Origin of the sequence: Neisseria sp. DTU_2021_1001991_1_SI_NGA_ILE_055 (genome assembly GCF_032342915.1) — a bacterium.
Taxonomy (GTDB): Bacteria; Pseudomonadota; Gammaproteobacteria; order Burkholderiales; family Neisseriaceae; genus Neisseria.
In genome coordinates this window covers 2,118,606-2,143,952 of the sequence record NZ_CP135440.1, presented here as the reverse complement: position 1 = coordinate 2,143,952, position 25,347 = coordinate 2,118,606, and the positions used below count along the sequence as shown (strand labels likewise).

Below are 25,347 nucleotides of genomic sequence, written 5' to 3'. Positions count from 1 at the left end.
ATTATCCTTTAAACGGAAACTTGAACAGTGACAACAAAGCTTTCGCTTCTTCATCAGTTTTTGCAGTAGTTGTAATAGTAATATTCAAACCACGCAAAGCATCAATCTTATCGTATTCAATTTCCGGGAAAATAATTTGCTCACGAACGCCCATATTGTAATTGCCCCGACCATCAAATGATTTACCGCTTACACCACGGAAGTCACGCACGCGAGGCAATGCAATAGTAATCAAACGATCTAAGAATTCAAACATTTGATCACGACGCAATGTTACTTTGCAACCAACTGGATAGTTATCACGGATTTTAAAACCTGCGATAGATTTACGGGCAACAGTAACAACTGGTTTTTGACCAGCAATTTTCTCTAAATCAGAAACAGCGTGCTCCATAACTTTTTTATCAGCAACAGCTTCACCCACACCCATATTCAAGGTGATTTTCTCAATACGTGGAACTTCCATTACTGATTTGTAGCCAAATTGTTTAACCAATTCAGGAACAACTGTATCTTTATAAAACTCTCTCAAACGAGCCATGTTATCTCCTTATGCTCCAATGATAGAGCCATTTGATTTGAAGAAACGAACGCGTTTAACTTTGCCTTCATTTTCAATCAGCTTAATACCAACACGGTCTGCTTTATTAGTTTCCGGATTCAGGATTGCAATATTAGAAATATCCAAAGGCATTTCTTTAGTAACAATGCCACCCTCAATACCACGCATTGGATTAGGTTTTTGATGGCGTTTTACAACATTCACACCCTCAACCACAACTTTATCACCCAACACTCGAACTACTTGACCTTGCTTACCTTTATCTTTACCGGCAATCACTACAACCTGATCGCCTTTAATGATTTTATTCATCGCGCTATTCCTTATAATACTTCAGGCGCCAATGAAACGATTTTCATAAATCGCTCAGTACGCAATTCACGGGTTACCGGGCCAAAAATACGAGTACCCAGAGGTTCAAGTTTATTATTCAACAACACAGCAGCATTGTTATCGAATTTAATTAACGCACCATCAGGACGACGCACACCTTTAGCAGTACGAACAACTACTGCATTGTATACATCACCTTTTTTGACACGACCACGTGGGGCTGCATCTTTAACTGCAACTTTAATAATATCGCCAACAGAAGCGTAGCGACGCTTAGATCCGCCTAATACCTTGATACACATCACGCGACGCGCACCAGAGTTATCAGCCACATCTAAGATGGTCTGCATTTGAATCATATTAGTACCTTTAAATTAACCAACTTAATTTACCACTTTCATATAACTTGCACCTTACTTTAAGCTGCTTATTAAATGAAACCATCATGGTTCTAGTAAACCAGTCTTGGATCCCGAAGGGAGAGAAACTTCCATAAGAAGCTGGAAGATAAGAAACGAAGTTTACACGCAAATTAATTTTGCTGCAAGACTTCGTTTCTTATTAAGCTGCATTACTGTATTTTAAATCAAACAGTACGTGCTTTCTCAACCAATTCTTTGACAACCCAAGACTTGGTTTTTGACAAAGGACGAGATTCTTCGATTACCACTACATCACCGATGCCATATTGATTGCTTTCATCATGTGCATGGATTTTAGTTGATAAACGAATGATTTTACCGTACAGAGGGTGTTTAACTTTACGCTCAACCAATACTGTAACAGTTTTGTCCATTTTGTCGCTTACCACTTTGCCTTGCAAAGTACGAACATTTTTAGCTTCGCTCATTACTTAGCACCTTTTTCAGTTAAAATGGTTTTAATACGAGCAATATCGCGACGTACACGTTTCAACTCGCTAGATTTACCCAACTGACCGGTTGCATTTTGCATGCGCAAGCCAAACTGAGCTTTCAACAAGTTCAACAAATCAGAGTTTAATTGCTCAATAGATTTGTCTTTCAATTCATTTGCTTTCATTATTGACCCACCTGTCTTACCACAAAGGTTGTAGGAATAGGCAATTTGGCAGCGGCCAATTCAAATGCTTCACGAGCTAAAGACTCAGGAACACCGTCCATTTCGTACAATACTTTGCCTGGTTTAATTTCAGCAATGTAATATTCCACATTACCTTTACCGCCACCCATACGAACTTGGATAGGTTTCTCAGTAATTGGTTTATCAGGGAATACACGAATCCAAATGCGACCGCCACGTTTAATATGACGAGTCATAGTACGACGAGCAGCTTCGATTTGGCGGGCAGTCAAACGACCACGGCCTACGGCTTTCAAACCGAACTCACCGAAACTTACTTTGTTACCGCGAGTAGCAATACCGGTGTTACGACCTTTTTGTTGCTTGCGATATTTCAGTCTAGTTGGCTGCAGCATTACGTCCACCTGCCTTTCTTTGTTTCTTCTCATGCTCAGGTTTAGCAGATTTAATATTACCTTCTGTATAAACCCAAACTTTCAGACCCAGTACACCATAAGTAGTATGCGCTTCGCTAGTTGCATAATCTACGTTCGCACGCAAAGTATGCAAAGGCACACGACCTTCACGGTACCATTCGCTACGAGCGATATCTGCACCATTCAGACGGCCTGAAGTCATGATCTTGATGCCTTTAGCACCAGAACGCATTGCATTTTGCATTGCGCGTTTCATGGCGCGTCGGAATTGAACACGTTTTTCAAGCTGCTGGGCAATACCATCAGCAATGATTTGTGCATCCAATTCAGGGCGACGGATCTCTTCAATATTTACATGAACAGGCACACCCATTAGGGCTTGCAAGTCACGTTTCAAGATTTCGATATCCTCGCCTTTTTTACCAATAACCACACCTGGACGAGCAGAGTGAATGGTAATACGTGCAGATTTAGCAGGACGCTCGATTACTACGCGACCAACTGAAGCATTTGCCAATTTTTTGCGCAAGTAATTACGAACATCAATATCTTGTTTCAAAACGGTTGAAAAGTCTGTGCTTTTAGCAAACCATTTTGAAGCCCAGTCTTTAGTTACCGCCAGGCGAAAGCCTGTAGGGTTAATCTTTTGTCCCATAGCTTTTCCTTAGTTGCCCACTGTCACATTAATATGACAAGTTTGTTTCTCGATGCGGTTACCGCGACCTTTGGCACGAGCTTGGAAACGTTTCAAGCTTGGGCCTTTGTCAACAAAGATAGTTACCACTTTCAGTTCGTCAATGTCAGCACCATTGTTATGCTCGGCATTGGCGATTGCTGATTCCAATACTTTTTTAATCAGCTCAGCACCTTTTTTAGGGCTGAATGCCAAGATATTCAAAGCTTGGGCAACGTCTTTACCACGAATCAAATCAGCTACCAAACGAGCTTTTTGAGCTGAAATACGGGCATTTTTATGTTGTGCACTTACTCTCATGATTCACCTTATTTCTTTTTAGCCTTTTTATCGGCCAAGTGGCCTTTAAAGGTACGGGTCAATGAGAACTCACCTAATTTATGACCAACCATGTTGTCACTGATAAACACAGGCACGTGAGTGCGACCGTTGTGCACAGCGATAGTCAGACCAATGAAATCAGGCAAAATGGTAGAACGACGTGACCAAGTTTTAATTGGGCGTTTGTCGTTGCTTGCACGAGCAGCATCTACTTTTTTCAGCAAATGCAGGTCTACATATGGGCCTTTTTTTAATGAACGAGCCATACTAATTAACCTTTATTTGAGTAACGACGACGAACAATCATGTTATCCGTGCGTTTGTTATTACGAGTGCGGTAGCCCTTAGCAGGAGTACCCCATGGGCTAACCGGTTCGCGAGCTTCACCAGTACGACCTTCACCACCACCATGTGGGTGATCGACAGGGTTCATGACAACACCACGAACGGTCGGACGAATACCACGCCAGCGGTTAGCACCAGCTTTACCAATTTTTTTCAGGCTTTGTTCTTCGTTACCAACCTCACCGATAGTTGCACGGCAATTTACGCTAATTTTGCGTACTTCACCAGAACGCAAACGAACTTGAGCGTAAGCACCTTCTTTTGCAAGCAATACCGCAGAAGCACCAGCCGAACGGGCAATTTGTGCACCTTTACCTGGTTTCATTTCGATACAGTGAATAGTTGTACCAACTGGAATATTGCGAATCGGCAGAGTGTTACCTACTTTGATAGCAGCTTCAGCACCGGAAACCAATACTGCGCCGGCTTGAATACCACGAGGAGCAATGATGTAGCGACGTTCACCATCTGCATAGCACAACAGCGCGATAAATGCAGTACGGTTAGGGTCATACTCGATACGCTCTACTTTTGCAGGGATACCGTCTTTGTTACGTTTAAAATCTACAACACGGTAATGGTGTTTATGACCACCACCTTTATGGCGGGTAGTGATATGACCATTGTTGTTACGACCGGCAGTAGAATTTTTCTTTTCCAGCAGAGGTGCATAAGGTGCACCTTTGTGCAAACCTTCTGTTACCACGCGAACCATGCCGCGACGGCCTGCAGAGGTCGGCTTCATTTTAACGATTGCCATTTTGTTTATTCCTTATCTGCAGCTGCAGCAGCGGCTTCCAAATCCAACTCTTGACCGGCAGCCAGGCTTACGTAAGCCTTTTTAACATCGCTGCGACGACCTAAAGTGCGACCAAAACGTTTAATTTTACCTTTAATGGTAACAGTAGTAACGTCTGCAACTTGAACACCGAACAACAACTCAACTGCTGCTTTAATTTCAGGTTTGGTTGCATTTGCCAAAACTTTAAACGTCATTTGGTTACGTTTTTCAGCCAATACGTTGCTTTTTTCAGAAACGATAGGTGCCAAGATTACTTGAGTCAAACGTTGTTGATTCATACCCATTGCTCCTCTAATTGTGCAACTGCATCTTTAGTGATAACGACTTTTTTGTAACGCAGCAAGCTGTAAGGATCAACTTGTTGGGCTTCCAAAACCAATACGTTAGGCAAGTTGCGTGAAGCCAAGTAAACATTCTCGTCGAGCTGTTTAGTTACAAACAAAACTTGCTCCAAACCCAAGTTTTTTACCTGTTCGGCAAAAACTTTGGTTTTAGGAGTTTCAGCAGTCAATGCTTCGATTGCAAACAAACGTTCGTCACGAGCCAATTGGGACAGAATAGTCGCCATACCGGCACGGTACATTTTACGGTTCACTTTTTGAGTAAAGTTTTCGTCAGGTTTGTTTGGGAATGCACGACCACCTTTACGCCACAGCGGAGAAGAAGTCATACCGGAACGAGCACGGCCGGTACCTTTTTGGCGCCATGGTTTTTTAGTAGAGTGATTTACTTCGGCACGAGTTTTTTGAGCACGGTTACCAGAACGGGCATTTGCCAAATAAGCAGTAACCAGTTGGTGAACCAGAGCTTCATTGTATTCGCGAGCAAACAAAGCATCAGAAACAGCCAAGCTGCCAGATACTTGTCCTTTAGCGTCAATTACTTTCAATTCCATTACGCACCTACTTTCACGCTAGGACGAACCACGACGTCGCTGTTAACCGAACCCGGAACAGCACCTTTAACCAACAAGAGTTGGCGTTCAGCATCAACACGTACAACTTCCAATTTTTGAACAGTTGCTTTAGTGTTACCGTATTGACCTGCCATACGTTTACCAGGGAACACTCGACCAGGGTCTTGTGCCATACCGATAGAACCAGGAACACGGTGTGAACGGGAGTTACCGTGGGAAGTACGTTGAGCACCGAAGTTGTGACGTTTGATCGTACCAGAGAAACCTTTACCTTTAGAGGTACCGGTTACATCCACTAATTGACCAACTTCAAACATGGAAACGGTAATTTCATCACCGGCTTTCAATTCAGCCAGCTTCTCTTCAGTTAAAGCAAATTCAACCAAACCACGGCCGGCTTCAACACCTGCTTTCGCAAAGTGACCAGCTTCAGCTTTGTTGACACGATTAGCTTTTTTCTGACCAAAGGTAACTTGTACAGCAGTGTAGCCGTCAGTATCTTTGGATTTTACTTGTGTAACGCGGTTGGCAGACATATCCAAAACAGTTACCGGAACAGAAACACCCTGTTCGTCGAACACGCGAGTCATACCAACTTTGCGTCCAACCAGACCTAAAGTCATGATTATTTTCCTTTTTAAGTAAAGGGGCGGGCTACGATTGGCCTGCCTTTCAGACAAAGTTAAACTTGATACGAATGTACCAAGTCCGCCATTATAATTGACAACTCAAAGAAATATCAACAAAAATTTCAATTTAACTTCTTAAGCCCCTCTTTTTTTCTGACAAATACTACAAAATATCAGAAATTTTCAGACGGCCTAAGAATTTTATAAAAAACCGAACAGCTAAGCTGTTCGGTTTTCCAGTTCTTATTGAACTTTAATTTCTACATCTACACCTGCTGGAAGATCCAGTTTCATCAGTGCATCAGTAGTTTTATCAGTCCAGTCCACAATGTCCATCAGACGCAAGTGGGTGCGGATTTCCAATTGTTCACGAGAAGTTTTGTTCACGTGAGGAGAACGCAAAATGTTGAAACGTTCGATTTTGGTTGGCAAAGGAATCGGACCTTTAACAACAGCACCAGTGCGTTTAGCAGTTTCAACGATTTCTTGTGCAGAACGGTCAATCAGACTGTAGTCATAAGCTTTCAGGCGGATACGGATTTTTTGGTTTGCCATTTATCAATATCCCTCAATTAAGCGATGATAGAAGAAACCACACCTGCACCTACGGTACGGCCACCTTCGCGAATCGCAAAGCGCAGACCTTCTTCCATAGCGATAGGTGCAATCAGTTCTACAGTAATGGTTACGTTCTCACCCGGCATTACCATTTCTACGCCTTCTTCCAAAGTAACTGCACCAGTTACGTCGGTAGTACGGAAGTAGAATTGTGGACGGTAGTTAGCGAAGAATGGAGTGTGACGGCCACCCTCTTCTTTGCTCAGTACGTATACTTCTGCTTTGAATTTGGTGTGAGGAGTGATGGTACCCGGTTTAGCCAATACTTGACCACGCTCTACGTCTTCACGTTTAGTACCACGCAGTAATACGCCTACGTTGTCACCTGCTTGACCTTCGTCCAGCAGTTTGCGGAACATTTCAACGCCGGTACAAGTGGTTTTTTGGGTTTCTTTCAGACCTACGATTTCGATCTCGTCACCAACGTGGATGATACCGCGCTCTACACGACCGGTTACTACTGTACCACGGCCAGAGATAGAGAATACGTCTTCGATAGGCAACAAGAAAGGTTTGTCCACAGCACGCTCAGGTGTTGGGATGTAGCTGTCCAAAGCAGCAGCCAGTTCGAAGATTTTTTCTTCGTAAGCAGCATCACCTTCCAAAGCTTTCAATGCAGAACCTTGTACGATTGGGCAATCGTCGCCTGGGAAGTCGTAGCTTGACAGCAGGTCACGGATTTCCATTTCAACCAGTTCCAACAGCTCGGCATCGTCAACCATGTCGCATTTATTCATGAACACGATGATGTAAGGTACGCCTACTTGACGGGCCAACAGAATGTGTTCGCGAGTTTGCGGCATAGGACCGTCGGCTGCGGAACATACCAAGATAGCGCCGTCCATTTGGGCAGCACCGGTAATCATGTTTTTAACGTAGTCGGCGTGGCCCGGGCAGTCTACGTGTGCGTAGTGGCGGGTTTCGGTTTCGTATTCTACGTGAGAGGTATTAATGGTAATACCGCGGGCTTTTTCTTCAGGAGCATTATCGATTTGGTCGTAAGCTTTTGCAGCGCCACCGAATTTTTTAGCCAAAATAGTAGTCAATGCAGCAGTCAGAGTGGTTTTACCATGGTCAACGTGACCGATAGTACCAACGTTTACGTGCGGTTTGCTACGTTCAAATTTTTCCTTAGCCATGAGCTAATTCCTTTACATATAAAGATCGATTAAAGAACAATGGCCGTCTGAAAATTTATTTTCAGTTTCAGACGGCCTTTTCTGATTAGCCTTTACGGGCTTCAGTTACAGCAGCAGCTACGTGAGCAGGAGCTTCAGCGTATTTTTTGAACTCCATGGAGTAAGTAGCACGGCCTTGGGTTGCAGAACGCAGGTCGGTTGAGTAACCGAACATTTCTGCCAGAGGTACTTCGGCACGGACTTTCTTACCGCCGATACCGTCATCATCCATACCCAATACGACACCACGGCGACGGTTCAAGTCACCCATTACGTCACCCATGTATTCTTCAGGTGTTTCCACCTCAACTGCCATGATTGGTTCCAACAGAGCTGGATTGGCTTTACGCATACCTTCTTTGAAAGCTTGAGACGCAGCCAATTCGAAGGCCAGTTGAGAGGAGTCAACGTCGTGTGAAGAACCGAAGATCAGACGTACACGTACATCAACTACTGGGTAACCGGCAACGATACCGTTAGGCAAAGTATCGCGAATACCTTTATCGACAGACGGAATAAATTCGCGAGGAATCACACCACCTTTAATTTCGTCGATAAATTCGTAGCCTGCACCACCTGGTTCCATAGGTTCCATTTTGATCACAACGTGACCGTATTGACCTTTACCACCAGATTGTTTGGCGTGTTTGTATTCAGCTTCAACTTCTTTGCGGATGGTTTCACGGTAAGCCACTTGAGGTGCACCGATATTTGCTTCCACGCCGAATTCGCGTTTCATACGGTCAACAATAATTTCCAAGTGCAGCTCACCCATACCGGAAATAATGGTTTGACCGGATTCTTCGTCTGTACGAACGCGGAAGGAAGGGTCTTCTTTCGCCAGACGGTTCAGGGCAATACCCATTTTCTCCTGGTCGGCTTTGGTTTTCGGCTCAACGGCAATGTGAATTACCGGCTCAGGGAATTCCATGCGTTCCAAGATGATCGGTGCACTTTCTGCACACAAGGTCTCACCAGTGGTTACGTCTTTCAGACCGATAGCGGCTGCGATGTCGCCAGCACGTACTTCTTCAATTTCAGTACGGTCTGCAGCAGTCATTTGCACCAAGCGACCGATACGTTCGCGAGTACCTTTTACAGAGTTCAATACGGTATCACCGGATTTCACCACACCAGAGTAAACGCGGATGAAAGTCAGCTGACCAACGTATTTGTCGTTCAACATTTTGAATGCCAACGCAGAGAATTTCTCTTCATCGCTGGCTTGACGGCTGTCAGCTTCTTCAGTGTTAGGGTTAACACCTTGAACTGGAGGAATGTCGGTAGGAGCAGGCAGCAATTCTACAACTGCGTCCAACATACGTTGAACACCTTTGTTTTTGAATGCTGAACCGCACAACATTGGTTGAATTTCGCCGGCCAAAGTACGTTGACGCAATGCGCCTACAATTTCTTCTTCAGTCAGCTCATCACCGCCCAAGTATTTGTCCATCAATTCTTCGCTGGCTTCTGCTGCGGCTTCAATCATGTTTTGACGCCATTCTTCGGCAGTCTCAACCAATTCAGCAGGAATATCGCCATAGGTAAAGGTTGTACCTTTATCGGCTTCATTCCAAATAATGGATTTCATTTTCAACAGGTCAACAACACCGCTGAAGCTGTCTTCCGCACCAACCGGAATCACGATAGGTACAGGATTTGCGCGCAAACGGGTTTTCATTTGCTCAACAACGCGGAAGAAGTTAGCACCTTGACGGTCCATTTTGTTTACAAATGCCAAGCGAGGTACTTGGTATTTGTTAGCTTGACGCCATACGGTTTCAGATTGAGGTTGAACACCGCCTACTGCACAGTAAACCATTACTGCGCCGTCCAATACACGCATAGAACGCTCTACCTCTACGGTGAAGTCAACGTGTCCCGGGGTGTCGATGATGTTGAAACGGTGCTCAGGGAACTGTTTCGCCATACCGGACCAATAAGAAGTCACAGCAGCAGAAGTAATGGTAATACCACGCTCTTGCTCTTGTTCCATGTAGTCGGTAGTAGCTGCGCCGTCATGCACTTCGCCCAATTTGTGAGTCAAACCTGTATAGAACAAAATACGTTCTGTTGTGGTTGTTTTACCCGCGTCAATATGGGCAGAAATACCGATATTGCGATACAGGCTGATAGGGGTCTTACGAGCCATTTTGTTAGCCTTTCGATATTAGAAACGGAAGTGAGAGAATGCTTTGTTAGCTTCAGCCATGCGGTGTACTTCTTCACGTTTTTTCAACGCACCGCCACGACCTTCAGCCGCATCAATCAATTCACCTGCCAAACGCAGGTCCATAGATTTCTCACCACGTTTACGGGCCGCATCGCGAACCCAGCGCATTGCCAAAGCCAGACGACGTGAAGGACGAACTTCAACAGGAACTTGGTAGTTTGCACCACCTACACGGCGGCTTTTCACTTCCACGATAGGTTTGGCATTTGCAATGGCTTCGTTAAATACTTCGATTGCTACTTTGCCGGTTTTTTTCTCAATTTGCTCCAGCGCACCGTAAACGATACGCTCTGCAACAGATTTTTTACCGTCAATCATCAATACGTTCATGAATTTAGTCAGCTCAACGCTGCCGAATTTTGGATCTGGCAGTACGTCGCGCTTAGGGACTTCTCTACGTCTTGGCATTTTAATTTCCTTTAGTCTATTCAGTTGGGTCTATTCCCATGAATACCCAATTAAGTATTCACTTACTCGGCCGTTGTTCAGCTTAGGCGGCCGACGTGCCTATTTGAGTCCCGATAATTATTTAGGACGCTTAGCACCGTATTTAGAACGGGCTTGTTTACGGTCTTTAACACCTGCAGTATCCAAAGAACCGCGTACAGTGTGGTAACGTACACCTGGCAAGTCTTTTACACGACCGCCGCGGATCAATACGACGCTGTGCTCTTGCAGGTTGTGGCCTTCACCACCGATGTATGAAATGACTTCAAAACCGTTGGTCAGGCGAACTTTACATACTTTACGCAATGCAGAGTTAGGTTTTTTAGGGGTAGTTGTGTATACACGGGTGCATACGCCGCGTTTTTGCGGGCAAGCTTCCAGTGCAGGCACTTTGTTTACGTACACGGGCTTTTGACGGCCTTTGCGTACCAATTGGTTAATAGTTGGCATATTTTCTCGTCCTGTTGAGTTAAATACTTGCCGACACCATGTCGACAAGATTGGAATTATATTTTTATTGCAAGGGTTTAGTCAAGCAAATGACTGATAAAGTTTAGTGTTTTTCTATTCATCTTTAAAATTTTGGAAGCAATGGCCGTCTGAAAGATTCAGACGGCCTCGCTCTCTACCCTATTTAAGCCCTCTATAAAATAAAACTGCAAAACTGGCTTGCGGTTTTATTTTCACGAAAATCCTTCCGGATTATTCGTCTGAAGCTTCGATTTCAGAAGTTTCTTGATCGGCTTGCTGCCATTGTTGGTGACGGCTACGGTGGTAGGTCAAACCTGTACCGGCAGGAATCAATCGACCGACAATCACGTTCTCTTTCAAACCGCGCAGCTCGTCTTGTTTGCCCATGATAGCGGCCTCGGTCAAGACGCGGGTTGTTTCTTGGAACGATGCAGCAGAAATGAAGCTGTCGGTAGACAAGGAAGCTTTGGTAATACCCAACAACACATTTTCATAACGTGCCGGCTCTTTGCCTTCAGCGATGGCTTTCTCATTGGCAAGCATCACATCGCTACGCTCGACTTGTTCACCGGTAATAAACTCTGTATCACCAGCATCCACAATGTTCACACGGCGCAGCATTTGGCGGATGATGACTTCGATGTGTTTATCGGAAATCTTCACACCTTGCAGGCGGTAAACCTCTTGTACCTCTTGAACAATGTAGCGAGCCAATGCTTCGATACCTTGAAGGCGCAGAATGTCGTGCGGATCTACGGCACCGTCCACAATGGTTTCACCGCGGTTTACCACTTGACCGTCGTGTACCAAAATCTGTTTCTCTTTAGAAATCAGCGTTTCGTATGCTACACCGTCTACGTCGGTAATAATCAGACGCTGTTTACCTTTGGTTTCTTTACCGAAGGAAACGGTACCGGTAATTTCAGCCAACATGCCGGCATCTTTCGGCACGCGTGCTTCAAACAACTCAGCAACGCGCGGCAAACCACCGGTAATATCGCGGGTTTTAGAAGACGCTTGAGGAATACGCGCCAGCACATCACCCTTACCGACTTCCTGACCTTCACGGACAGTAATCACTGCACCGACCGGGAACGCCATAGAAACCGGCGTAGTCGTGCCTGGGATACAGATTTCCAAACCATTTTCATCCAACAATTTGACAGTCGGACGCAACAGCTTAGAAGCACCGGAGGAACGACGTTTGCCGTCGATGACCACCAAAGTAGACAAACCGGTTACATCATCGGTCTGTTTCGCAACGGTTACACCCTCTTCTACGTTTTCGAATTTCACCAAACCTGCATGTTCGGTAATCATCGGACGGGTATGCGGATCCCAAGTTGCCAAAGTTTGACCGGCTTTAATGGCTTCGCCGTCTTGTACCAACAGGATTGCACCGTAAGGTACTTTGTGGCGTTCACGCTCACGGCCGATTTCATCGTGAATCACAACTTCACAAGAGCGGCCAATGACAACCAATTCGCCTTTGTTGTTGGCAACGTAACGCATTTGGCTGCTGAAACGAGCTGTACCGTTGGATTTGGCTTCCACTTGGCTGGCAGCAGCCGCACGAGATGCCGCACCACCGATGTGGAACGTACGCATGGTCAGCTGAGTACCTGGTTCGCCAATAGATTGTGCAGCAATGACACCTACTGCCTCACCGGCGTTAACCAGTTTACCGCGCGCCAAGTCGCGACCGTAACAGTGTGCACACAAGCCATGGCGGGTTTTACAAGTAATCGGAGTACGGACTTTGACTTCATCGACACCGGATTGGTCAATCATATCCACCAGTTTTTCAGTCAACAACGTACCGGCTTCAACTAAGGTCTCGCCACTTGATGGATCAACAACGTCAGACGCGGTAACACGACCCAAAATACGATCGCGCAACGCTTCAATTACGTCACCGCCTTGTACTACTGCTTTCATGACAAAGCCGTCTGAAGTACCGCAATCGTCTTCAACAACGACCAAGTCTTGAGTTACGTCTACCAGACGACGGGTCAGGTAACCGGAGTTCGCGGTTTTCAACGCGGTATCCGCCAAACCTTTACGCGCACCGTGGGTCGCAATAAAGTATTGCAATACGGTCAAACCTTCGCGGAAGTTAGAGGTAATCGGCGTTTCGATAATAGAGCCGTCAGGTTTGGCCATCAAACCACGCATACCGGACAACTGTTTAATCTGAGCCGCAGAACCACGGGCACCAGAGTCGGCCATCATGTAAATAGAGTTGAAGGACTCTTGATCAACTTCGTTGCCGTCACGGTCGATGACTTTTTGTTTGGACAAGTTGTCCATCATCGCTTTAGCGATTTTATCGCCGGCACGACCCCAAATATCGACTACTTTGTTGTAGCGTTCGCCGTTGGTGACCAAACCTTGACGGTATTGGTCTTCGATTTCTTTAACCTCGGCATTGGCTTCAGCCAACAAGGCTGCTTTTTCTTTTGGAATTTCCATGTCGTCAACAGCAATGGAAATACCGCCTTTAGCCGCAAAACCGAAACCGGTATACATCAAGTGGTCGGCGAAAATAACTGTCTCACGCAGGCCGCACAAACGGAATGATGCGTTAATCAGTTTAGAAATTTCTTTTTTCTTCAGCGCTTTGTTGATGTACTCGAACGGCAGGCCTTTAGGCAGGATTTCGCTCAACAATGCACGGCCGACTGTTGTTTCGTAACGGTTAACAACAGGTTCAAACTCACCTGCTTCGTTTTTCACCCATTCGCGCAGGCGTACGGTAATTTTCGTACCCAATTCAACCTGTTTGGTATGGTATGCACGATGTACTTCTTTCACATCGGCAAACAGGCTGCCTTCGCCTTTGGCATTGATACGGTCGCGGGTCATGTAGTACAGACCCAATACGATGTCTTGGGAAGGTACAATGATTGGTTCGCCGTTAGCTGGAGACAATACGTTGTTTGAAGCCAGCATCAAAGTGCGCGCTTCCATTTGTGCTTCCAAGCTCAATGGAACGTGCACGGCCATTTGGTCACCGTCAAAGTCGGCGTTAAATGCGGCACATACCAATGGGTGCAACTGAATCGCTTTACCTTCAATCAGGATGGGTTCAAACGCTTGAATACCCAAACGGTGCAGGGTTGGCGCACGGTTCAGCATAATCGGATGTTCGCGGATCACTTCTTCCAAGATGTCCCATACTTCCGGTACTTCTTGTTCTACCAATTTTTTCGCTGCTTTAACGGTTGAGGCCAAACCTTGTTTTTCCAATTTGTGGAAAATGAACGGTTTGAACAGTTCCAAAGCCATTTTCTTCGGCAGACCGCATTGGTGCAAACGCAGGTATGGGCCTACGGTAATCACGGAACGACCGGAGTAGTCCACACGTTTACCCAGCAGGTTTTGACGGAAACGACCGCCCTTACCTTTAATCATGTCGGCCAACGATTTCAGCGGACGTTTGTTGGCACCGGTCATGGCTTTACCGCGACGGCCGTTATCCAACAGCGAGTCAACTGCTTCTTGCAACATACGTTTTTCGTTGCGGACGATGATGTCAGGCGCATGCAGTTCCAACAGACGTTTCAGACGGTTGTTACGGTTGATGACGCGACGGTACAAATCGTTCAAATCGGAAGTGGCAAAACGGCCGCCATCCAATGGAACCAAAGGACGCAAATCAGGTGGCAATACCGGCAGCACATCCATAATCATCCATTCCAGTTTCATACCGGAACGATGGAAGGCTTCCAACACTTTCAAGCGTTTGGCAATTTTTTTAATTTTGGTGTCAGAACCGGTAGATTCCAGCTCTTGACGCAGGATTTCGATCTCGCCGGCAATATCCAAGGTGCGCAGCAATTCACGGATACCTTCCGCACCCATTTTGGCATCAAAGTCGTCGCCGTATTCATCCAGCTTATTGTAGTAATCGTCTTCAGTCAGCAATTGACGGCGTTGCAACGGAGTCATGCCGGGATCGGTCACCACGAATGCTTCAAAGTACAATACGCGTTCGATATCACGCAACGTCATGTCCAATACCATACCCAGGCGGGAAGGCAGGGATTTTAAGAACCAGATGTGGGCAACAGGTGCAGCCAATTCGATATGGCCCATGCGTTCGCGGCGCACTTTGGACAGGGTCACTTCCACGCCACATTTTTCACAGGTTACGCCTTTAAATTTCAAGCGTTTGTACTTACCGCACAAACATTCATAGTCTTTGACCGGGCCAAAGATTTTGGCGCAGAACAAACCGTCGCGCTCTGGTTTGAACGTACGGTAGTTGATGGTTTCAGGTTTTTTAACTTCGCCATAAGACCATGAGCGGATGGTTTCGGGAGAGGCAATACCGATTTTGATGGCATCAAACTCTTCTTCCATGCCGGCGGTTTGCAACGGATTAAATAAGTTCAACAAATTCATTTTTGCTCCTTGAAGGAAGTATTTTTACCGCGTGGCGGATTTTCGATATTGGAAACGGTACTTTTGATTTCAGACGGCCTAAATGCCGATTGCTTTATTCTTATTCTGAAACCGCTTTTTTAGACGACCTTAAAAGGCCGTCTGAAAACTTCTGTTTAGTAGCGTTCCAAATCGATATCCAAGCCCAGTGAGCGAATCTCTTTAACCAATACGTTGAAGGATTCAGGCATACCGGCATCGATTTTGTGTTCGCCTTTGACGATGTTTTCGTACATTTTGGTACGACCGTTCACATCGTCCGACTTCACTGTCAGCATCTCTTGCAACGTGTATGCTGCACCGTATGCTTCCAGTGCCCAAACCTCCATCTCACCGAAACGTTGGCCACCGAACTGGGCTTTACCGCCCAGAGGTTGTTGGGTAACCAGACTGTACGGACCGGTAGAACGGGCGTGCATTTTTTCATCAACCAAGTGGTGCAGTTTCAGATAGTGCATCACACCGACTGTTACCTTTCGGTCAAACGGTTCGCCAGAGCGTCCGTCATACAGCGTGATTTGGGTTTTGCTGTCGTTAAAGCCCAATTTTTCAACTTCTGGATCATCGCTTGGATAAGCCAAGTTCAACATTTCGCGAATTTCAGACTCTTTCGCACCGTCAAATACTGGGGAAGCGAAAGATGCGCCTTTACGCAAGTTAGAAGCCAATTCAATGATTTCTTCATCTGTCAGGCTGTCTAAATCTTCTTTCTTACCGCTGCTGTTGTAGAGTTTGTTCAAGAACTCGCGCAGCTCGCTGGCTTTGCGTTGCTCTTTCAGCATACGGTCGATGCGCTCGCCGATACCTTTTGCCGCCCAACCCAAGTGAACTTCCAAAATCTGACCGATGTTCATACGGGAAGGTACGCCCAACGGGTTCAGTACGATGTCCACCGGACGTCCGTCAGCCATGTAAGGCATGTCTTCCACCGGCAGAATGCGTGATACCACACCTTTGTTACCGTGGCGACCCGCCATTTTGTCACCGGCTTGCAGACGGCGTTTGATGGCGATAAATACTTTCACCATTTTTTGTACGCCCGGTTGCAGCTCATCGCCTTGAGTCAGTTTTTTCTTCTTAATCTCATACAACTCGTCCGCTTCTTCGCGTTTTTGTTGCAGGCTTAATTTAATCAGTTCCAACTGTTTGGCCAAATCTTCGTCAGACAGGCGGATATCGAACCAATCATGTTTGCTGGACAGGCTTGCCAGATATTCAGTAGTAATCTCGCTGCCTTTAGCCAGCTTCATCGGGCCACCGTTGGCTTTTTGGCCGACAATCATGCGCTCAATACGGTCAAATGCATCGTTATCAAAAATACGCAACTGGTCGCTCAAGTCTTGACGGTAACGTTTCAGCTCAGAATCAATAATGGATTGAGCACGTTTGTCGCGTTGGATACCTTCACGGGTAAAGACTTGAACGTCGATAACGGTACCGCTCATACCGGTAGGCATACGCAATGAAGTATCTTTTACGTCAGATGCTTTTTCACCGAAGATGGCACGCAGCAGTTTTTCTTCAGGAGTCAGTTGGGTTTCGCCTTTAGGCGTTACTTTACCTACCAAGACGTCACCAGCTTCTACTTCCGCACCAATGTAAACAATACCGGATTCATCCAAACGGTTTTGCATACGCTCAGACAAGTTCGGAATATCGCGGGTAATGTCTTCCGCACCCAGCTTGGTATCGCGGGCAACAACGTTCAATTCCTCAATGTGAATCGAAGTATAGCGGTCGTCTGCAGCTACTTTTTCAGAAATCAGAATCGAGTCTTCGTAGTTGTAACCGTTCCACGGCATAAAGGCGATGGTCATGTTTTGACCCAGAGCCAATTCGCCCAAATCGGTGGATGCACCGTCGGCAATCAAATCGCCGCGTTGCAAAACATCGCCTGCTTTGACAGCCGGACGTTGGTTGATGTTGGTAGATTGGTTGGAACGGGTAAATTTAACCAGGTTGTAAATATCGACACCTACTTCACCGGCAGTCGCCTCATCATCATGGACACGAATCACCACACGGTTGGCATCTACATACTCAACCACACCGCCGCGGCGGGCAACGATTGCAGTAGCAGAGTCAACGGCAACGGAACGCTCAATACCGGTACCAACCATCGGTTTTTCAGGGCGCAGGCAAGGTACGGCCTGACGTTGCATGTTGGCACCCATCAATGCACGGTTCGCATCATCGTGTTCCAAGAACGGAATCAGGGATGCCGCTACGGATACCACTTGACCGGTTGCCACGTCCATATATTGTACACGGTCAGGCGTTGCCATAATGGTTTCGCCTTTTTCACGACAAGTAACTAAATCGCCAATCAAATTGCCGTCTTTGTCCAAATCAGCATTCGCCTGTGCAATCACATAGCGACCTTCTTCGATGGCAGACAAGTAATCGATTTCTTCAGTTACCTTACCATTAACAACGCGACGGTAAGGTGTTTCCAAGAAGCCATAATCATTGGTGCGCGCATAAACGGACAATGAGTTGATCAAACCAATGTTCGGACCTTCAGGTGTTTCAATAGGACATACACGGCCATAGTGGGTCGGATGTACGTCTCGCACCTCAAAGCCTGCACGTTCGCGAGTCAAACCACCCGGGCCCAACGCAGATACACGGCGTTTATGGGTTACTTCAGACAATGGGTTGGTCTGATCCATAAACTGGCTCAATTGGCTAGAACCGAAGAATTCTTTAATCGCAGCAGAAACAGGTTTCGCATTAATCAGGTCATGCGGCATCAAGTTCTCAGATTCCGCTTGATTCAAACGTTCTTTAACGGCACGTTCTACACGAGCCAAACCACTGCGGAATTGGTTTTCTGTCAACTCGCCTACGGAACGAACGCGACGGTTGCCCAAATGGTCAATATCATCTACTTCGCCATGACCATTACGCAATTCAACCAATGTGGCAATGGAAACTACAATGTCTTCTACGCTCAGAACGTAACCGCCTTTTTCAGCTGCGCCGGCCAAAGTCTCATTCAACAGACGGCCATACCAAGAGTTTTGTTGTGCTTCAGACAATTTTTGCTCGTATGTGCGCGTATTGAATTTCATACGGCCTACACGAGACAAGTCATAGCTGTCTTCACTGAAGAATAAACGGTTGAAGAGCTGCTCGACAGCTTCTTCGGTAGGGGGTTCGCCAGGACGCATCATGCGGTAAATTGCTACACGCGCAGCTTGTTGGTCGGCAGTTTCATCTGTACGCAGAGTGCTGGAAATATAACCGCCTTGGTCCAATTCATTGATATACAGGGTAGTAATTTCTTTTACGCCGTTAATATCAAGTTTGGCCAACAGATCTTCTGTGATTTCATCGTTAGCAGAAGCCAATACTTCTCCGGTTTCCGGATCAATCAGATCAGTAGCCAATGCTTTACCCAACAGGCTTTCTGGTTCCACATCCAGTCGAGTCAAGCCTGCATTGGTAATATCACGGATATTTTTCGCAGTAATACGTTTACCTTTGGCAACCAATACATTGCCTTCTTTATCCAAGATATCAACTTTGGCAGTTTCGCCTTTCAGACGGCTTGCAACCAGATCTGTTTGAACACCGTTTGAAGACAAATAGAAAGTTTCTTTATCGTAGAAAATATCCAAGATTTGTTCATTGTTGTAGCCCAAAGCTTTCAACAAAATCGTAACCGGCATTTTACGGCGACGGTCGATACGGAAATACAGCAAATCTTTTGGATCAAATTCAAAATCCAACCATGAACCACGGTAAGGAATAATGCGGGCAGAGAACAACAGCTTACCAGAAGAATGAGTTTTACCACGGTCATGCTCAAAGAACACACCTGGAGAACGGTGCAACTGGGAAACAATTACACGCTCTGTACCATTGATGACAAAAGAGCCACTTGGCGTCATCAACGGAATTTCACCCATATATACTTCGTTTTCACGAACTTCTTTTACAGTCGGTTTAGACGCTTCTTTATCCAAAATCACCAAACGGATACGTGCACGCAATGGAGCCGCATAAGTAATACCGCGCAATTGACATTCAGGAATATCGAACAAAGGTTCGCCCAATGTGTAATGCACAAACTCCAATCGTGCATAACCATTATGGCTCACAATCGGAAAAATAGAATTGAATGCTGCTTGCAGACCATCATCAGTACGTTGGTCAAAAGCGTTTTCCAGCTGCAAAAATTTCGCATAAGAATCAATTTGGGTTGCCAGCAGGAAAGGAACATCCAAGACATTCTCTCGCTTTGCAAAACTCTTACGGATACGTTTTTTCTCGGTAAACGAATAGCTCATATACACTCCGAAAAGCAATTTTAAATAATAGGCCGTCTGAAACAACGGCATGCATCAATCTAATATTTACATTTATTTGCAATGATTTTATAAAGACTATGCAAATAAATGTAAACAATACCTGATGCTTATTTTAAGAAGCAAAATAAGGCTGGCAGAAAACTGCCAGCCTTCATAGGAAGCATCAAATTATTTGATTTCGACTTTAGCGCCGGCTTCTTCCAGTTGTTTTTGGATGTCTTCAGCTTCAGCTTTAGAAACACCTTCTTTCAGAGTTTTAGGTGCACCGTCAACGATGTCTTTAGCTTCTTTCAGACCCAAGCCAGTGATAGCGCGGACAACTTTAATCACGCCAACTTTTTGATCACCGGCAGAAGCCAATACTACGTCAAATTCAGTTTTTTCTTCAGCAGCAGCTGCACCAGCACCTGCAGGACCTGCAACTGCAACAGCAGCAGCAGAAACGCCAAATTTCTCTTCAAAAGCTTTAACCAAGTCGTTCAATTCCATTACGGTCAAAGAACCAACGGCTTCCAAAATGTCTTCTTTAGTAATAGCCATGCTATTTTACTCCAAATATTGTATTAAAAAATAATTGATTAAATGAAACAAAATCGATTAAGCGGCTTCTTCGCCGGCTTTTTTCTCTGCCAAAGCAGCCAAACCACGTGCAAAGCCTGATACAGGAGCTTGCATAACGAACAACAGTTTGGACAACAGCTCTTCGCGGCTTGGAATAGAAGCCAACTCAGCAACCTGAGCAGGATTCATCACTTCGCCATTGTAAGAACCGGCTTTGACGATGATTTTGTCATCTTTTTTCGCGAATTGGTGCAGCACTTTAGCAGCAGCAACAGCATCTTCAGAAGCAGCATAAACCAATGGACCAACCATTTGATCGGCCAAAGCTGCGAATGAAGTACCCTCTACTGCGCGACGAGCCAGAGTATTTTTCAGAACACGCAAGTAAACGCCTTCTTTACGTGCATTCGCACGAAGCTCAGTCATGCTGGAAACACTGATACCGCGATATTCAGCGACTACGAGAGTTTGAGCGTTAGCAATTGCTGCGCTAATTTCCTCTACGGCCACTTTCTTGGTTTCAATATTGAGACTCAAGGTCTACCTCCCACTGTTTATAAACAGGATACCGAAATGATATCCCACCAGCGCGGTAACCTAAAAAGACATCTTACAAGCAATCTTGCAATGTGTTTCAGGACTACCGTCTGCGTAGGGCAGTTACGATTAAATCTTACGATCCCTACGGTCTTGGACATCTACTTAATTTTAAGTAGCCCAAATTCAGGCAATCCAGAAAGCCGGATCACCTGAAAATTTCTTAGTTGTTCACGCTTGCAGTATCAACGCGAACACCCAAACCCATAGTGCTGGATACAGCAACTTTTTTCAGGTACTGACCTTTAGCAGCAGCAGGTTTGGCTTTAACGATAGCATCCAGTAACGCATTGAAGTTTTCTTTCAAGTCAGCTTCAGCGAAAGAAGCACGACCGATAGTTGCATGAACGATACCGGCTTTATCTGTACGGTATTGTACTTGACCTGCTTTTGCATTTTTAACTGCTTCAGCAACGTTAGGAGTAACAGTACCTACTTTAGGGTTTGGCATCAGGCCACGAGGACCCAAGATGGTACCCAATTGACCAACGATACGCATTGCATCAGGAGAAGCAATAACAACGTCAAAGTTCAGGTTACCAGCTTTGATTTCAGCGGCCAGATCTTCAAAACCAACGATATCTGCACCCGCTTCTTTAGCAGCTTCTGCATTTGCACCTTGTGTAAATACAGCTACGCGAGTTGTTTTACCGGTACCTTTAGGCAGAACGACTGAACCACGAATAACTTGGTCAGATTTACGAGGATCAACGCCCAAGTTGAAAGATACGTCAACAGACTCGTCAAATTTAGCGGTAGCAGCTTTTTTAACCAAAGCAATTGCTTCGTCGATTGCGTACAGTTTGTTAGCTTCAACAGAAGAGCGAAGAGCTTTCAAGCGTTTAGATACTTTAGCCATTATACAACACCCTCCACGTCCAAGCCCATTGAGCGAGCAGAACCTGCGATAGTACGAACAGCCGCATCCAAATCAGCAGCAGTTAAATCAGGCTCTTTAGTTTTAGCAATTTCTTCCAACTGAGCACGGGTCAATTTACCGACTTTGTTAGTCAGAGGATTAGAACTACCTTTTTGCAGACCAGCAGCTTTTTTCAACAAAATAGAAGCTGGTGGAGTTTTCATCACAAATGTGAATGATTTATCTGCAAATGCAGTAATCACGACTGGAATTGGCAAACCAGGCTCCATACCTTGGGTTGCAGCATTAAATGCTTTACAGAATTCCATAATGTTCAAACCACGTTGACCCAAAGCTGGACCTACTGGGGGAGATGGATTGGCTTTACCTGCAGGAATTTGCAGTTTAATGTAGCCGATAATTTTCTTTGCCACTTAAAGGACTCCTAAAAACGGGTATAACGCGGAACCATTCCGCTTCCCAAACAGAATTCGCGATTATATCCGCTTAAAAAAAAATTTTCAAGCGAATTAAACCACTTAAATCTTTTCAACCTGACCGAACTCTAATTCAACCGGTGTTTCACGACCAAAAATCTGAACTGAAACACGCAGTCTATTACGTTCGTAATTAACTTCATCAACAATACCGTTGAAATCAGCAAATGGGCCTTCGTTTACTCGAACTTGCTGACCAACTTCAAACTCAACTTTTGGTTTTGGCTTCTCAACACCTGTCTTAGCTTGTTGCAAAATAGCATCCGCATCTTTTTGAGAAATTGGGATCGGGCGATTTCCACTACCGCCTACAAAACCATTTACTCGAGGAGTGCTCTTAACCAAATGCCACGAGTCATCAGTCATTTCCATTTCGACCAATACATAGCCTGGATAGAATTTACGCTCACTGATGGTTTTTCGACCATTCTTGATATCTACTACTTCCTCGACGGGCACAAGAATCTGACCGAAATAATCTTCCATGTTTTCACGAGCAATACGCTCTTTCAATGTTTTTTGGACATTTTTTTCAAAACCGGAATAGGCCTGCACCACATACCAACGCTTTGACATCTTTACCCTTTCCTATTTAATAAAACATCAAAAAACAACCATGAAATAATTGTATCTGCCACATAAATGAAGGCTGCCAAAATCGCAACAAAGATAATTACAAATACAGTCATTTTGACCGCTTCATCCCGACTCGGCCAAACCACCTTCTTGAACTCGGTCCAAGAGCTCTTAAAATATGCAAACAGACCTTCTTTCTTTTCAGGAGCTGGCTTACTACTTACCACCACTTCCTTTTTCTGATGGCCTTCTTTGTGTCCAGACGAATGTTCTGTCATCTTTACTCACTTATCAATGCCCCACCCACCATCCATTTTAGATAGCAGCATTGATCCATATAATTAATTCTAGATAATCTTAAAACTTAAGTACAAAAAAATTAACCGGCACAAGGCCGGTTAATTTTTTATTTGGCAGGCCAAGAGGGTCTCGAACCCCCAACCCTCGGTTTTGGAGACCGATACTCTACCAATTGAGCTATTGGCCTCTAAACTTAAGCGATGATAGAAGAAACCACACCTGCACCTACGGTACGGCCACCTTCGCGAATCGCAAAGCGCAGACCTTCTTCCATAGCGATAGGTGCAATCAGTTCTACAGTAATGGTTACGTTCTCACCCGGCATTACCATTTCTACGCCTTCTTCCAAAGTAACTGCACCAGTTACGTCGGTAGTACGGAAGTAGAATTGTGGACGGTAGTTAGCGAAGAATGGAGTGTGACGGCCACCCTCTTCTTTGCTCAGTACGTATACTTCTGCTTTGAATTTGGTGTGAGGAGTGATGGTACCCGGTTTAGCCAATACTTGACCACGCTCTACGTCTTCACGTTTAGTACCACGCAGTAATACGCCTACGTTGTCACCTGCTTGACCTTCGTCCAGCAGTTTGCGGAACATTTCAACGCCGGTACAAGTGGTTTTTTGGGTTTCTTTCAGACCTACGATTTCGATCTCGTCACCAACGTGGATGATACCGCGCTCTACACGACCGGTTACTACTGTACCACGGCCAGAGATAGAGAATACGTCTTCGATAGGCAACAAGAAAGGTTTGTCCACAGCACGCTCAGGTGTTGGGATGTAGCTGTCCAAAGCAGCAGCCAGTTCGAAGATTTTTTCTTCGTAAGCAGCATCACCTTCCAAAGCTTTCAATGCAGAACCTTGTACGATTGGGCAATCGTCGCCTGGGAAGTCGTAGCTTGACAGCAGGTCACGGATTTCCATTTCAACCAGTTCCAACAGCTCGGCATCGTCAACCATGTCGCATTTATTCATGAACACGATGATGTAAGGTACGCCTACTTGACGGGCCAACAGAATGTGTTCGCGAGTTTGCGGCATAGGACCGTCGGCTGCGGAACATACCAAGATAGCGCCGTCCATTTGGGCAGCACCGGTAATCATGTTTTTAACGTAGTCGGCGTGGCCCGGGCAGTCTACGTGTGCGTAGTGGCGGGTTTCGGTTTCGTATTCTACGTGAGAGGTATTAATGGTAATACCGCGGGCTTTTTCTTCAGGAGCATTATCGATTTGGTCGTAAGCTTTTGCAGCGCCACCGAATTTTTTAGCCAAAATAGTAGTCAATGCAGCAGTCAGAGTGGTTTTACCATGGTCAACGTGACCGATAGTACCAACGTTTACGTGCGGTTTGCTACGTTCAAATTTTTCCTTAGCCATGGCAATATCCTATAATCTAAGCTTTTGAAAGAAAGGGTAATAATGAGATGGTGCCCATGGGCAGATTTGAACTGCCGACCTCTCCCTTACCAAGGGAGTGCTCTACCCCTGAGCTACATGGGCGAAATTGTTTGGAGCGGGTGAAGGGAATCGAACCCTCACCGTAAGCTTGGAAGGCTTCTGCTCTACCATTGAGCTACACCCGCATACTCACTATTTGCTCCAAGTAAGAATTTTGGTGGAGGGAGAAGGATTCGAACCTTCGAAGCTTACGCAACAGATTTACAGTCTGCCCCCTTTGACCGCTCGGGAATCCCTCCAAAAGAGAACGTTAGTTTATTTGCAACTCAGATTTCCGTCAAGATTTTTTTTCACTTATTTCTTTAAAAATATCCAAGTTTTTGCTTTTAAACATTATTTACTTAAACTGAATGATTTTTTCGTACTTGGCCATCAGTTCTTCGTGCGTTTCAGGATGTTCTTCATCGATCAAGATACAGTCGACAGGACATACCTGTTGGCACTGCGGCTCATCGTAATGGCCCACACATTGCGTACACAAATTTGGATTGATTTCGTAAATTTCTTCACCTTGCGAAATGGCATCATTAGGGCATTCCGGCTCGCACACATCGCAGTTAATGCACTCATCTGTAATAAAGAGCGACATTTCTATTTCCTTTTTTCTTAAATTATCAAAACCGATTGGGCGCGGATTATAGCACAAATGACGTCGGAACAATCCGTTTGAAAGAATGTTTTACACCTTGGGAATGATTCTCAAATTCCA

28 protein-coding genes and 4 tRNA genes are annotated in these 25,347 nt (G+C 45.4%); all 32 read right to left on the bottom strand.

The annotated features are described in order from the left end of the window. Position 1 precedes the first annotated feature (1 nt). Positions 2 to 541, bottom strand: coding sequence for a 50S ribosomal protein L5 (gene rplE / locus RRV97_RS10150; protein WP_003684750.1), 540 nt, complete (start codon positions 539 to 541; stop codon positions 2 to 4). A gap of 9 nt (positions 542 to 550) precedes the next feature. Further along, entirely contained in the window at positions 551 to 874 is a 324-nt protein-coding gene (rplX, locus tag RRV97_RS10145; RefSeq protein WP_070850872.1) for a 50S ribosomal protein L24, read from the bottom strand. Between the two features lie 11 nt (positions 875 to 885). Next, the gene (rplN, locus tag RRV97_RS10140; protein ID WP_002215434.1) at positions 886 to 1,254 is read right to left on the bottom strand and encodes a 50S ribosomal protein L14; all 369 of its coding nucleotides are present in this window, start codon (positions 1,252 to 1,254) and stop codon (positions 886 to 888) included. Positions 1,255 to 1,481: 227 nt separating this feature from the next. Then, on the bottom strand, positions 1,482 to 1,745 hold the full coding sequence (gene rpsQ / locus RRV97_RS10135; protein ID WP_003749281.1) for a 30S ribosomal protein S17: 264 nt from the start codon (positions 1,743 to 1,745) through the stop codon (positions 1,482 to 1,484). Next, positions 1,745 to 1,936, bottom strand: coding sequence for a 50S ribosomal protein L29 (rpmC, locus tag RRV97_RS10130; RefSeq protein WP_315611445.1), 192 nt, complete (start codon positions 1,934 to 1,936; stop codon positions 1,745 to 1,747). The genes rpsQ and rpmC overlap by 1 nt, the downstream gene beginning before the upstream one ends. After that, positions 1,936 to 2,352 (bottom strand): 50S ribosomal protein L16, encoded by a 417-nt coding sequence (gene rplP, locus RRV97_RS10125; protein ID WP_003749279.1) that lies wholly within the window; start codon positions 2,350 to 2,352, stop codon positions 1,936 to 1,938. Before rplP ends, rpmC begins: the two co-directional genes overlap by 1 nt. After that, a complete protein-coding gene (gene rpsC, locus RRV97_RS10120; protein WP_036493507.1) occupies positions 2,336 to 3,028 on the bottom strand; it encodes a 30S ribosomal protein S3 in 693 nt (230 codons plus the stop codon). The genes rplP and rpsC overlap by 17 nt, the downstream gene beginning before the upstream one ends. A gap of 9 nt (positions 3,029 to 3,037) precedes the next feature. Further along, positions 3,038 to 3,367 (bottom strand): 50S ribosomal protein L22, encoded by a 330-nt coding sequence (gene rplV / locus RRV97_RS10115; protein ID WP_003749277.1) that lies wholly within the window; start codon positions 3,365 to 3,367, stop codon positions 3,038 to 3,040. Positions 3,368 to 3,375: 8 nt separating this feature from the next. Beyond that, positions 3,376 to 3,654, bottom strand: a complete 279-nt coding sequence (gene rpsS, locus RRV97_RS10110; RefSeq protein ID WP_002215422.1) for a 30S ribosomal protein S19 — start codon at positions 3,652 to 3,654, stop codon at positions 3,376 to 3,378. A 5-nt stretch (positions 3,655 to 3,659) separates the two neighbouring features. Beyond that, on the bottom strand, positions 3,660 to 4,493 hold the full coding sequence (gene rplB, locus RRV97_RS10105) for a 50S ribosomal protein L2 (RefSeq protein WP_003684813.1): 834 nt from the start codon (positions 4,491 to 4,493) through the stop codon (positions 3,660 to 3,662). 5 nt (positions 4,494 to 4,498) lie between these two features. Next, positions 4,499 to 4,813: a 50S ribosomal protein L23 gene (rplW, locus tag RRV97_RS10100; protein WP_003749274.1), complete on the bottom strand. Its 315-nt coding sequence runs from the start codon at positions 4,811 to 4,813 to the stop codon at positions 4,499 to 4,501. Then, positions 4,810 to 5,430, bottom strand: a complete 621-nt coding sequence (gene rplD, locus RRV97_RS10095; RefSeq protein WP_003684798.1) for a 50S ribosomal protein L4 — start codon at positions 5,428 to 5,430, stop codon at positions 4,810 to 4,812. The genes rplW and rplD overlap by 4 nt, the downstream gene beginning before the upstream one ends. Further along, positions 5,430 to 6,074, bottom strand: coding sequence for a 50S ribosomal protein L3 (gene rplC, locus RRV97_RS10090; protein ID WP_003749272.1), 645 nt, complete (start codon positions 6,072 to 6,074; stop codon positions 5,430 to 5,432). The genes rplD and rplC overlap by 1 nt, the downstream gene beginning before the upstream one ends. 249 nt (positions 6,075 to 6,323) lie before the next feature. Beyond that, a complete protein-coding gene (rpsJ, locus tag RRV97_RS10085) occupies positions 6,324 to 6,635 on the bottom strand; it encodes a 30S ribosomal protein S10 (protein WP_002642322.1) in 312 nt (103 codons plus the stop codon). 17 nt (positions 6,636 to 6,652) lie between these two features. Next, positions 6,653 to 7,837 (bottom strand): elongation factor Tu, encoded by a 1,185-nt coding sequence (tuf, locus tag RRV97_RS10080; protein ID WP_003684779.1) that lies wholly within the window; start codon positions 7,835 to 7,837, stop codon positions 6,653 to 6,655. Positions 7,838 to 7,922: 85 nt separating this feature from the next. Further along, positions 7,923 to 10,028 carry an elongation factor G gene (gene fusA, locus RRV97_RS10075; protein ID WP_036491326.1) on the bottom strand — a complete coding sequence of 702 codons (2,106 nt, stop codon included), beginning with the start codon at positions 10,026 to 10,028 and terminating at the stop codon, positions 7,923 to 7,925. 18 nt (positions 10,029 to 10,046) lie between these two features. Next, complete coding sequence (rpsG, locus tag RRV97_RS10070) at positions 10,047 to 10,517, bottom strand: 30S ribosomal protein S7 (RefSeq protein ID WP_002240962.1); 471 nt, start codon at positions 10,515 to 10,517, stop codon at positions 10,047 to 10,049. A gap of 117 nt (positions 10,518 to 10,634) precedes the next feature. After that, positions 10,635 to 11,006: a 30S ribosomal protein S12 gene (gene rpsL, locus RRV97_RS10065; protein ID WP_002218431.1), complete on the bottom strand. Its 372-nt coding sequence runs from the start codon at positions 11,004 to 11,006 to the stop codon at positions 10,635 to 10,637. Between the two features lie 252 nt (positions 11,007 to 11,258). Next, positions 11,259 to 15,434, bottom strand: coding sequence for a DNA-directed RNA polymerase subunit beta' (gene rpoC / locus RRV97_RS10060; protein WP_315611444.1), 4,176 nt, complete (start codon positions 15,432 to 15,434; stop codon positions 11,259 to 11,261). Between the two features lie 155 nt (positions 15,435 to 15,589). Beyond that, complete coding sequence (gene rpoB / locus RRV97_RS10055; protein ID WP_315611443.1) at positions 15,590 to 19,768, bottom strand: DNA-directed RNA polymerase subunit beta; 4,179 nt, start codon at positions 19,766 to 19,768, stop codon at positions 15,590 to 15,592. Positions 19,769 to 19,957: 189 nt separating this feature from the next. Next, complete coding sequence (rplL, locus tag RRV97_RS10050) at positions 19,958 to 20,329, bottom strand: 50S ribosomal protein L7/L12 (RefSeq protein ID WP_003677916.1); 372 nt, start codon at positions 20,327 to 20,329, stop codon at positions 19,958 to 19,960. Positions 20,330 to 20,386: 57 nt separating this feature from the next. Further along, positions 20,387 to 20,887 carry a 50S ribosomal protein L10 gene (rplJ, locus tag RRV97_RS10045; RefSeq protein ID WP_049323748.1) on the bottom strand — a complete coding sequence of 167 codons (501 nt, stop codon included), beginning with the start codon at positions 20,885 to 20,887 and terminating at the stop codon, positions 20,387 to 20,389. A 223-nt stretch (positions 20,888 to 21,110) separates the two neighbouring features. Next, on the bottom strand, positions 21,111 to 21,806 hold the full coding sequence (gene rplA, locus RRV97_RS10040) for a 50S ribosomal protein L1 (protein WP_003749260.1): 696 nt from the start codon (positions 21,804 to 21,806) through the stop codon (positions 21,111 to 21,113). Further along, the gene (rplK, locus tag RRV97_RS10035) at positions 21,806 to 22,240 is read right to left on the bottom strand and encodes a 50S ribosomal protein L11 (protein WP_002220151.1); all 435 of its coding nucleotides are present in this window, start codon (positions 22,238 to 22,240) and stop codon (positions 21,806 to 21,808) included. Before rplK ends, rplA begins: the two co-directional genes overlap by 1 nt. Positions 22,241 to 22,345: 105 nt before the next feature. Next, a complete protein-coding gene (gene nusG, locus RRV97_RS10030; protein WP_003749258.1) occupies positions 22,346 to 22,879 on the bottom strand; it encodes a transcription termination/antitermination protein NusG in 534 nt (177 codons plus the stop codon). 2 nt (positions 22,880 to 22,881) lie between these two features. Continuing rightward, the gene (gene secE / locus RRV97_RS10025; protein ID WP_003749256.1) at positions 22,882 to 23,157 is read right to left on the bottom strand and encodes a preprotein translocase subunit SecE; all 276 of its coding nucleotides are present in this window, start codon (positions 23,155 to 23,157) and stop codon (positions 22,882 to 22,884) included. Positions 23,158 to 23,290: 133 nt separating this feature from the next. Continuing rightward, positions 23,291 to 23,366, bottom strand: a tRNA-Trp gene (locus RRV97_RS10020). A 6-nt stretch (positions 23,367 to 23,372) separates the two neighbouring features. Further along, positions 23,373 to 24,557, bottom strand: a complete 1,185-nt coding sequence (gene tuf / locus RRV97_RS10015) for an elongation factor Tu (RefSeq protein ID WP_003684779.1) — start codon at positions 24,555 to 24,557, stop codon at positions 23,373 to 23,375. A gap of 48 nt (positions 24,558 to 24,605) precedes the next feature. Beyond that, positions 24,606 to 24,680: transfer RNA gene (locus RRV97_RS10010), tRNA-Thr, on the bottom strand. Between the two features lie 9 nt (positions 24,681 to 24,689). Continuing rightward, positions 24,690 to 24,763 (bottom strand) — tRNA-Gly (locus RRV97_RS10005). Between the two features lie 30 nt (positions 24,764 to 24,793). After that, positions 24,794 to 24,877 (bottom strand) — tRNA-Tyr (locus tag RRV97_RS10000). A gap of 98 nt (positions 24,878 to 24,975) precedes the next feature. After that, positions 24,976 to 25,227 carry a YfhL family 4Fe-4S dicluster ferredoxin gene (locus RRV97_RS09995; RefSeq protein WP_003679513.1) on the bottom strand — a complete coding sequence of 84 codons (252 nt, stop codon included), beginning with the start codon at positions 25,225 to 25,227 and terminating at the stop codon, positions 24,976 to 24,978. Positions 25,228 to 25,347 lie beyond the last annotated feature (120 nt).

Bases quoted from the DNA above. Each gene is read 5' to 3' on its own strand.
- rplE (WP_003684750.1), bottom strand. From the start codon at position 541: ATGGCTCGTTTGAGAGAGTTTTATAAAGATACAGTTGTTCCTGAATTG.
- rplX (WP_070850872.1), bottom strand. From the start codon at position 874: ATGAATAAAATCATTAAAGGCGATCAGGTTGTAGTGATTGCCGGTAAA.
- rplN (WP_002215434.1), bottom strand. From the start codon at position 1,254: ATGATTCAAATGCAGACCATCTTAGATGTGGCTGATAACTCTGGTGCG.
- rpsQ (WP_003749281.1), bottom strand. From the start codon at position 1,745: ATGAGCGAAGCTAAAAATGTTCGTACTTTGCAAGGCAAAGTGGTAAGC.
- rpmC (WP_315611445.1), bottom strand. From the start codon at position 1,936: ATGAAAGCAAATGAATTGAAAGACAAATCTATTGAGCAATTAAACTCT.
- rplP (WP_003749279.1), bottom strand. From the start codon at position 2,352: ATGCTGCAGCCAACTAGACTGAAATATCGCAAGCAACAAAAAGGTCGT.
- rpsC (WP_036493507.1), bottom strand. From the start codon at position 3,028: ATGGGACAAAAGATTAACCCTACAGGCTTTCGCCTGGCGGTAACTAAA.
- rplV (WP_003749277.1), bottom strand. From the start codon at position 3,367: ATGAGAGTAAGTGCACAACATAAAAATGCCCGTATTTCAGCTCAAAAA.
- rpsS (WP_002215422.1), bottom strand. From the start codon at position 3,654: ATGGCTCGTTCATTAAAAAAAGGCCCATATGTAGACCTGCATTTGCTG.
- rplB (WP_003684813.1), bottom strand. From the start codon at position 4,493: ATGGCAATCGTTAAAATGAAGCCGACCTCTGCAGGCCGTCGCGGCATG.
- rplW (WP_003749274.1), bottom strand. From the start codon at position 4,813: ATGAATCAACAACGTTTGACTCAAGTAATCTTGGCACCTATCGTTTCT.
- rplD (WP_003684798.1), bottom strand. From the start codon at position 5,430: ATGGAATTGAAAGTAATTGACGCTAAAGGACAAGTATCTGGCAGCTTG.
- rplC (WP_003749272.1), bottom strand. From the start codon at position 6,074: ATGACTTTAGGTCTGGTTGGACGCAAAGTTGGTATGACTCGCGTGTTC.
- rpsJ (WP_002642322.1), bottom strand. From the start codon at position 6,635: ATGGCAAACCAAAAAATCCGTATCCGCCTGAAAGCTTATGACTACAGT.
- tuf (WP_003684779.1), bottom strand. From the start codon at position 7,837: ATGGCTAAGGAAAAATTTGAACGTAGCAAACCGCACGTAAACGTTGGT.
- fusA (WP_036491326.1), bottom strand. From the start codon at position 10,028: ATGGCTCGTAAGACCCCTATCAGCCTGTATCGCAATATCGGTATTTCT.
- rpsG (WP_002240962.1), bottom strand. From the start codon at position 10,517: ATGCCAAGACGTAGAGAAGTCCCTAAGCGCGACGTACTGCCAGATCCA.
- rpsL (WP_002218431.1), bottom strand. From the start codon at position 11,006: ATGCCAACTATTAACCAATTGGTACGCAAAGGCCGTCAAAAGCCCGTG.
- rpoC (WP_315611444.1), bottom strand. From the start codon at position 15,434: ATGAATTTGTTGAACTTATTTAATCCGTTGCAAACCGCCGGCATGGAA.
- rpoB (WP_315611443.1), bottom strand. From the start codon at position 19,768: ATGAGCTATTCGTTTACCGAGAAAAAACGTATCCGTAAGAGTTTTGCA.
- rplL (WP_003677916.1), bottom strand. From the start codon at position 20,329: ATGGCTATTACTAAAGAAGACATTTTGGAAGCCGTTGGTTCTTTGACC.
- rplA (WP_003749260.1), bottom strand. From the start codon at position 21,806: ATGGCTAAAGTATCTAAACGCTTGAAAGCTCTTCGCTCTTCTGTTGAA.
- nusG (WP_003749258.1), bottom strand. From the start codon at position 22,879: ATGTCAAAGCGTTGGTATGTGGTGCAGGCCTATTCCGGTTTTGAAAAA.
- secE (WP_003749256.1), bottom strand. From the start codon at position 23,157: ATGACAGAACATTCGTCTGGACACAAAGAAGGCCATCAGAAAAAGGAA.
- tuf (WP_003684779.1), bottom strand. From the start codon at position 24,557: ATGGCTAAGGAAAAATTTGAACGTAGCAAACCGCACGTAAACGTTGGT.
- RRV97_RS09995 (WP_003679513.1), bottom strand. From the start codon at position 25,227: ATGTCGCTCTTTATTACAGATGAGTGCATTAACTGCGATGTGTGCGAG.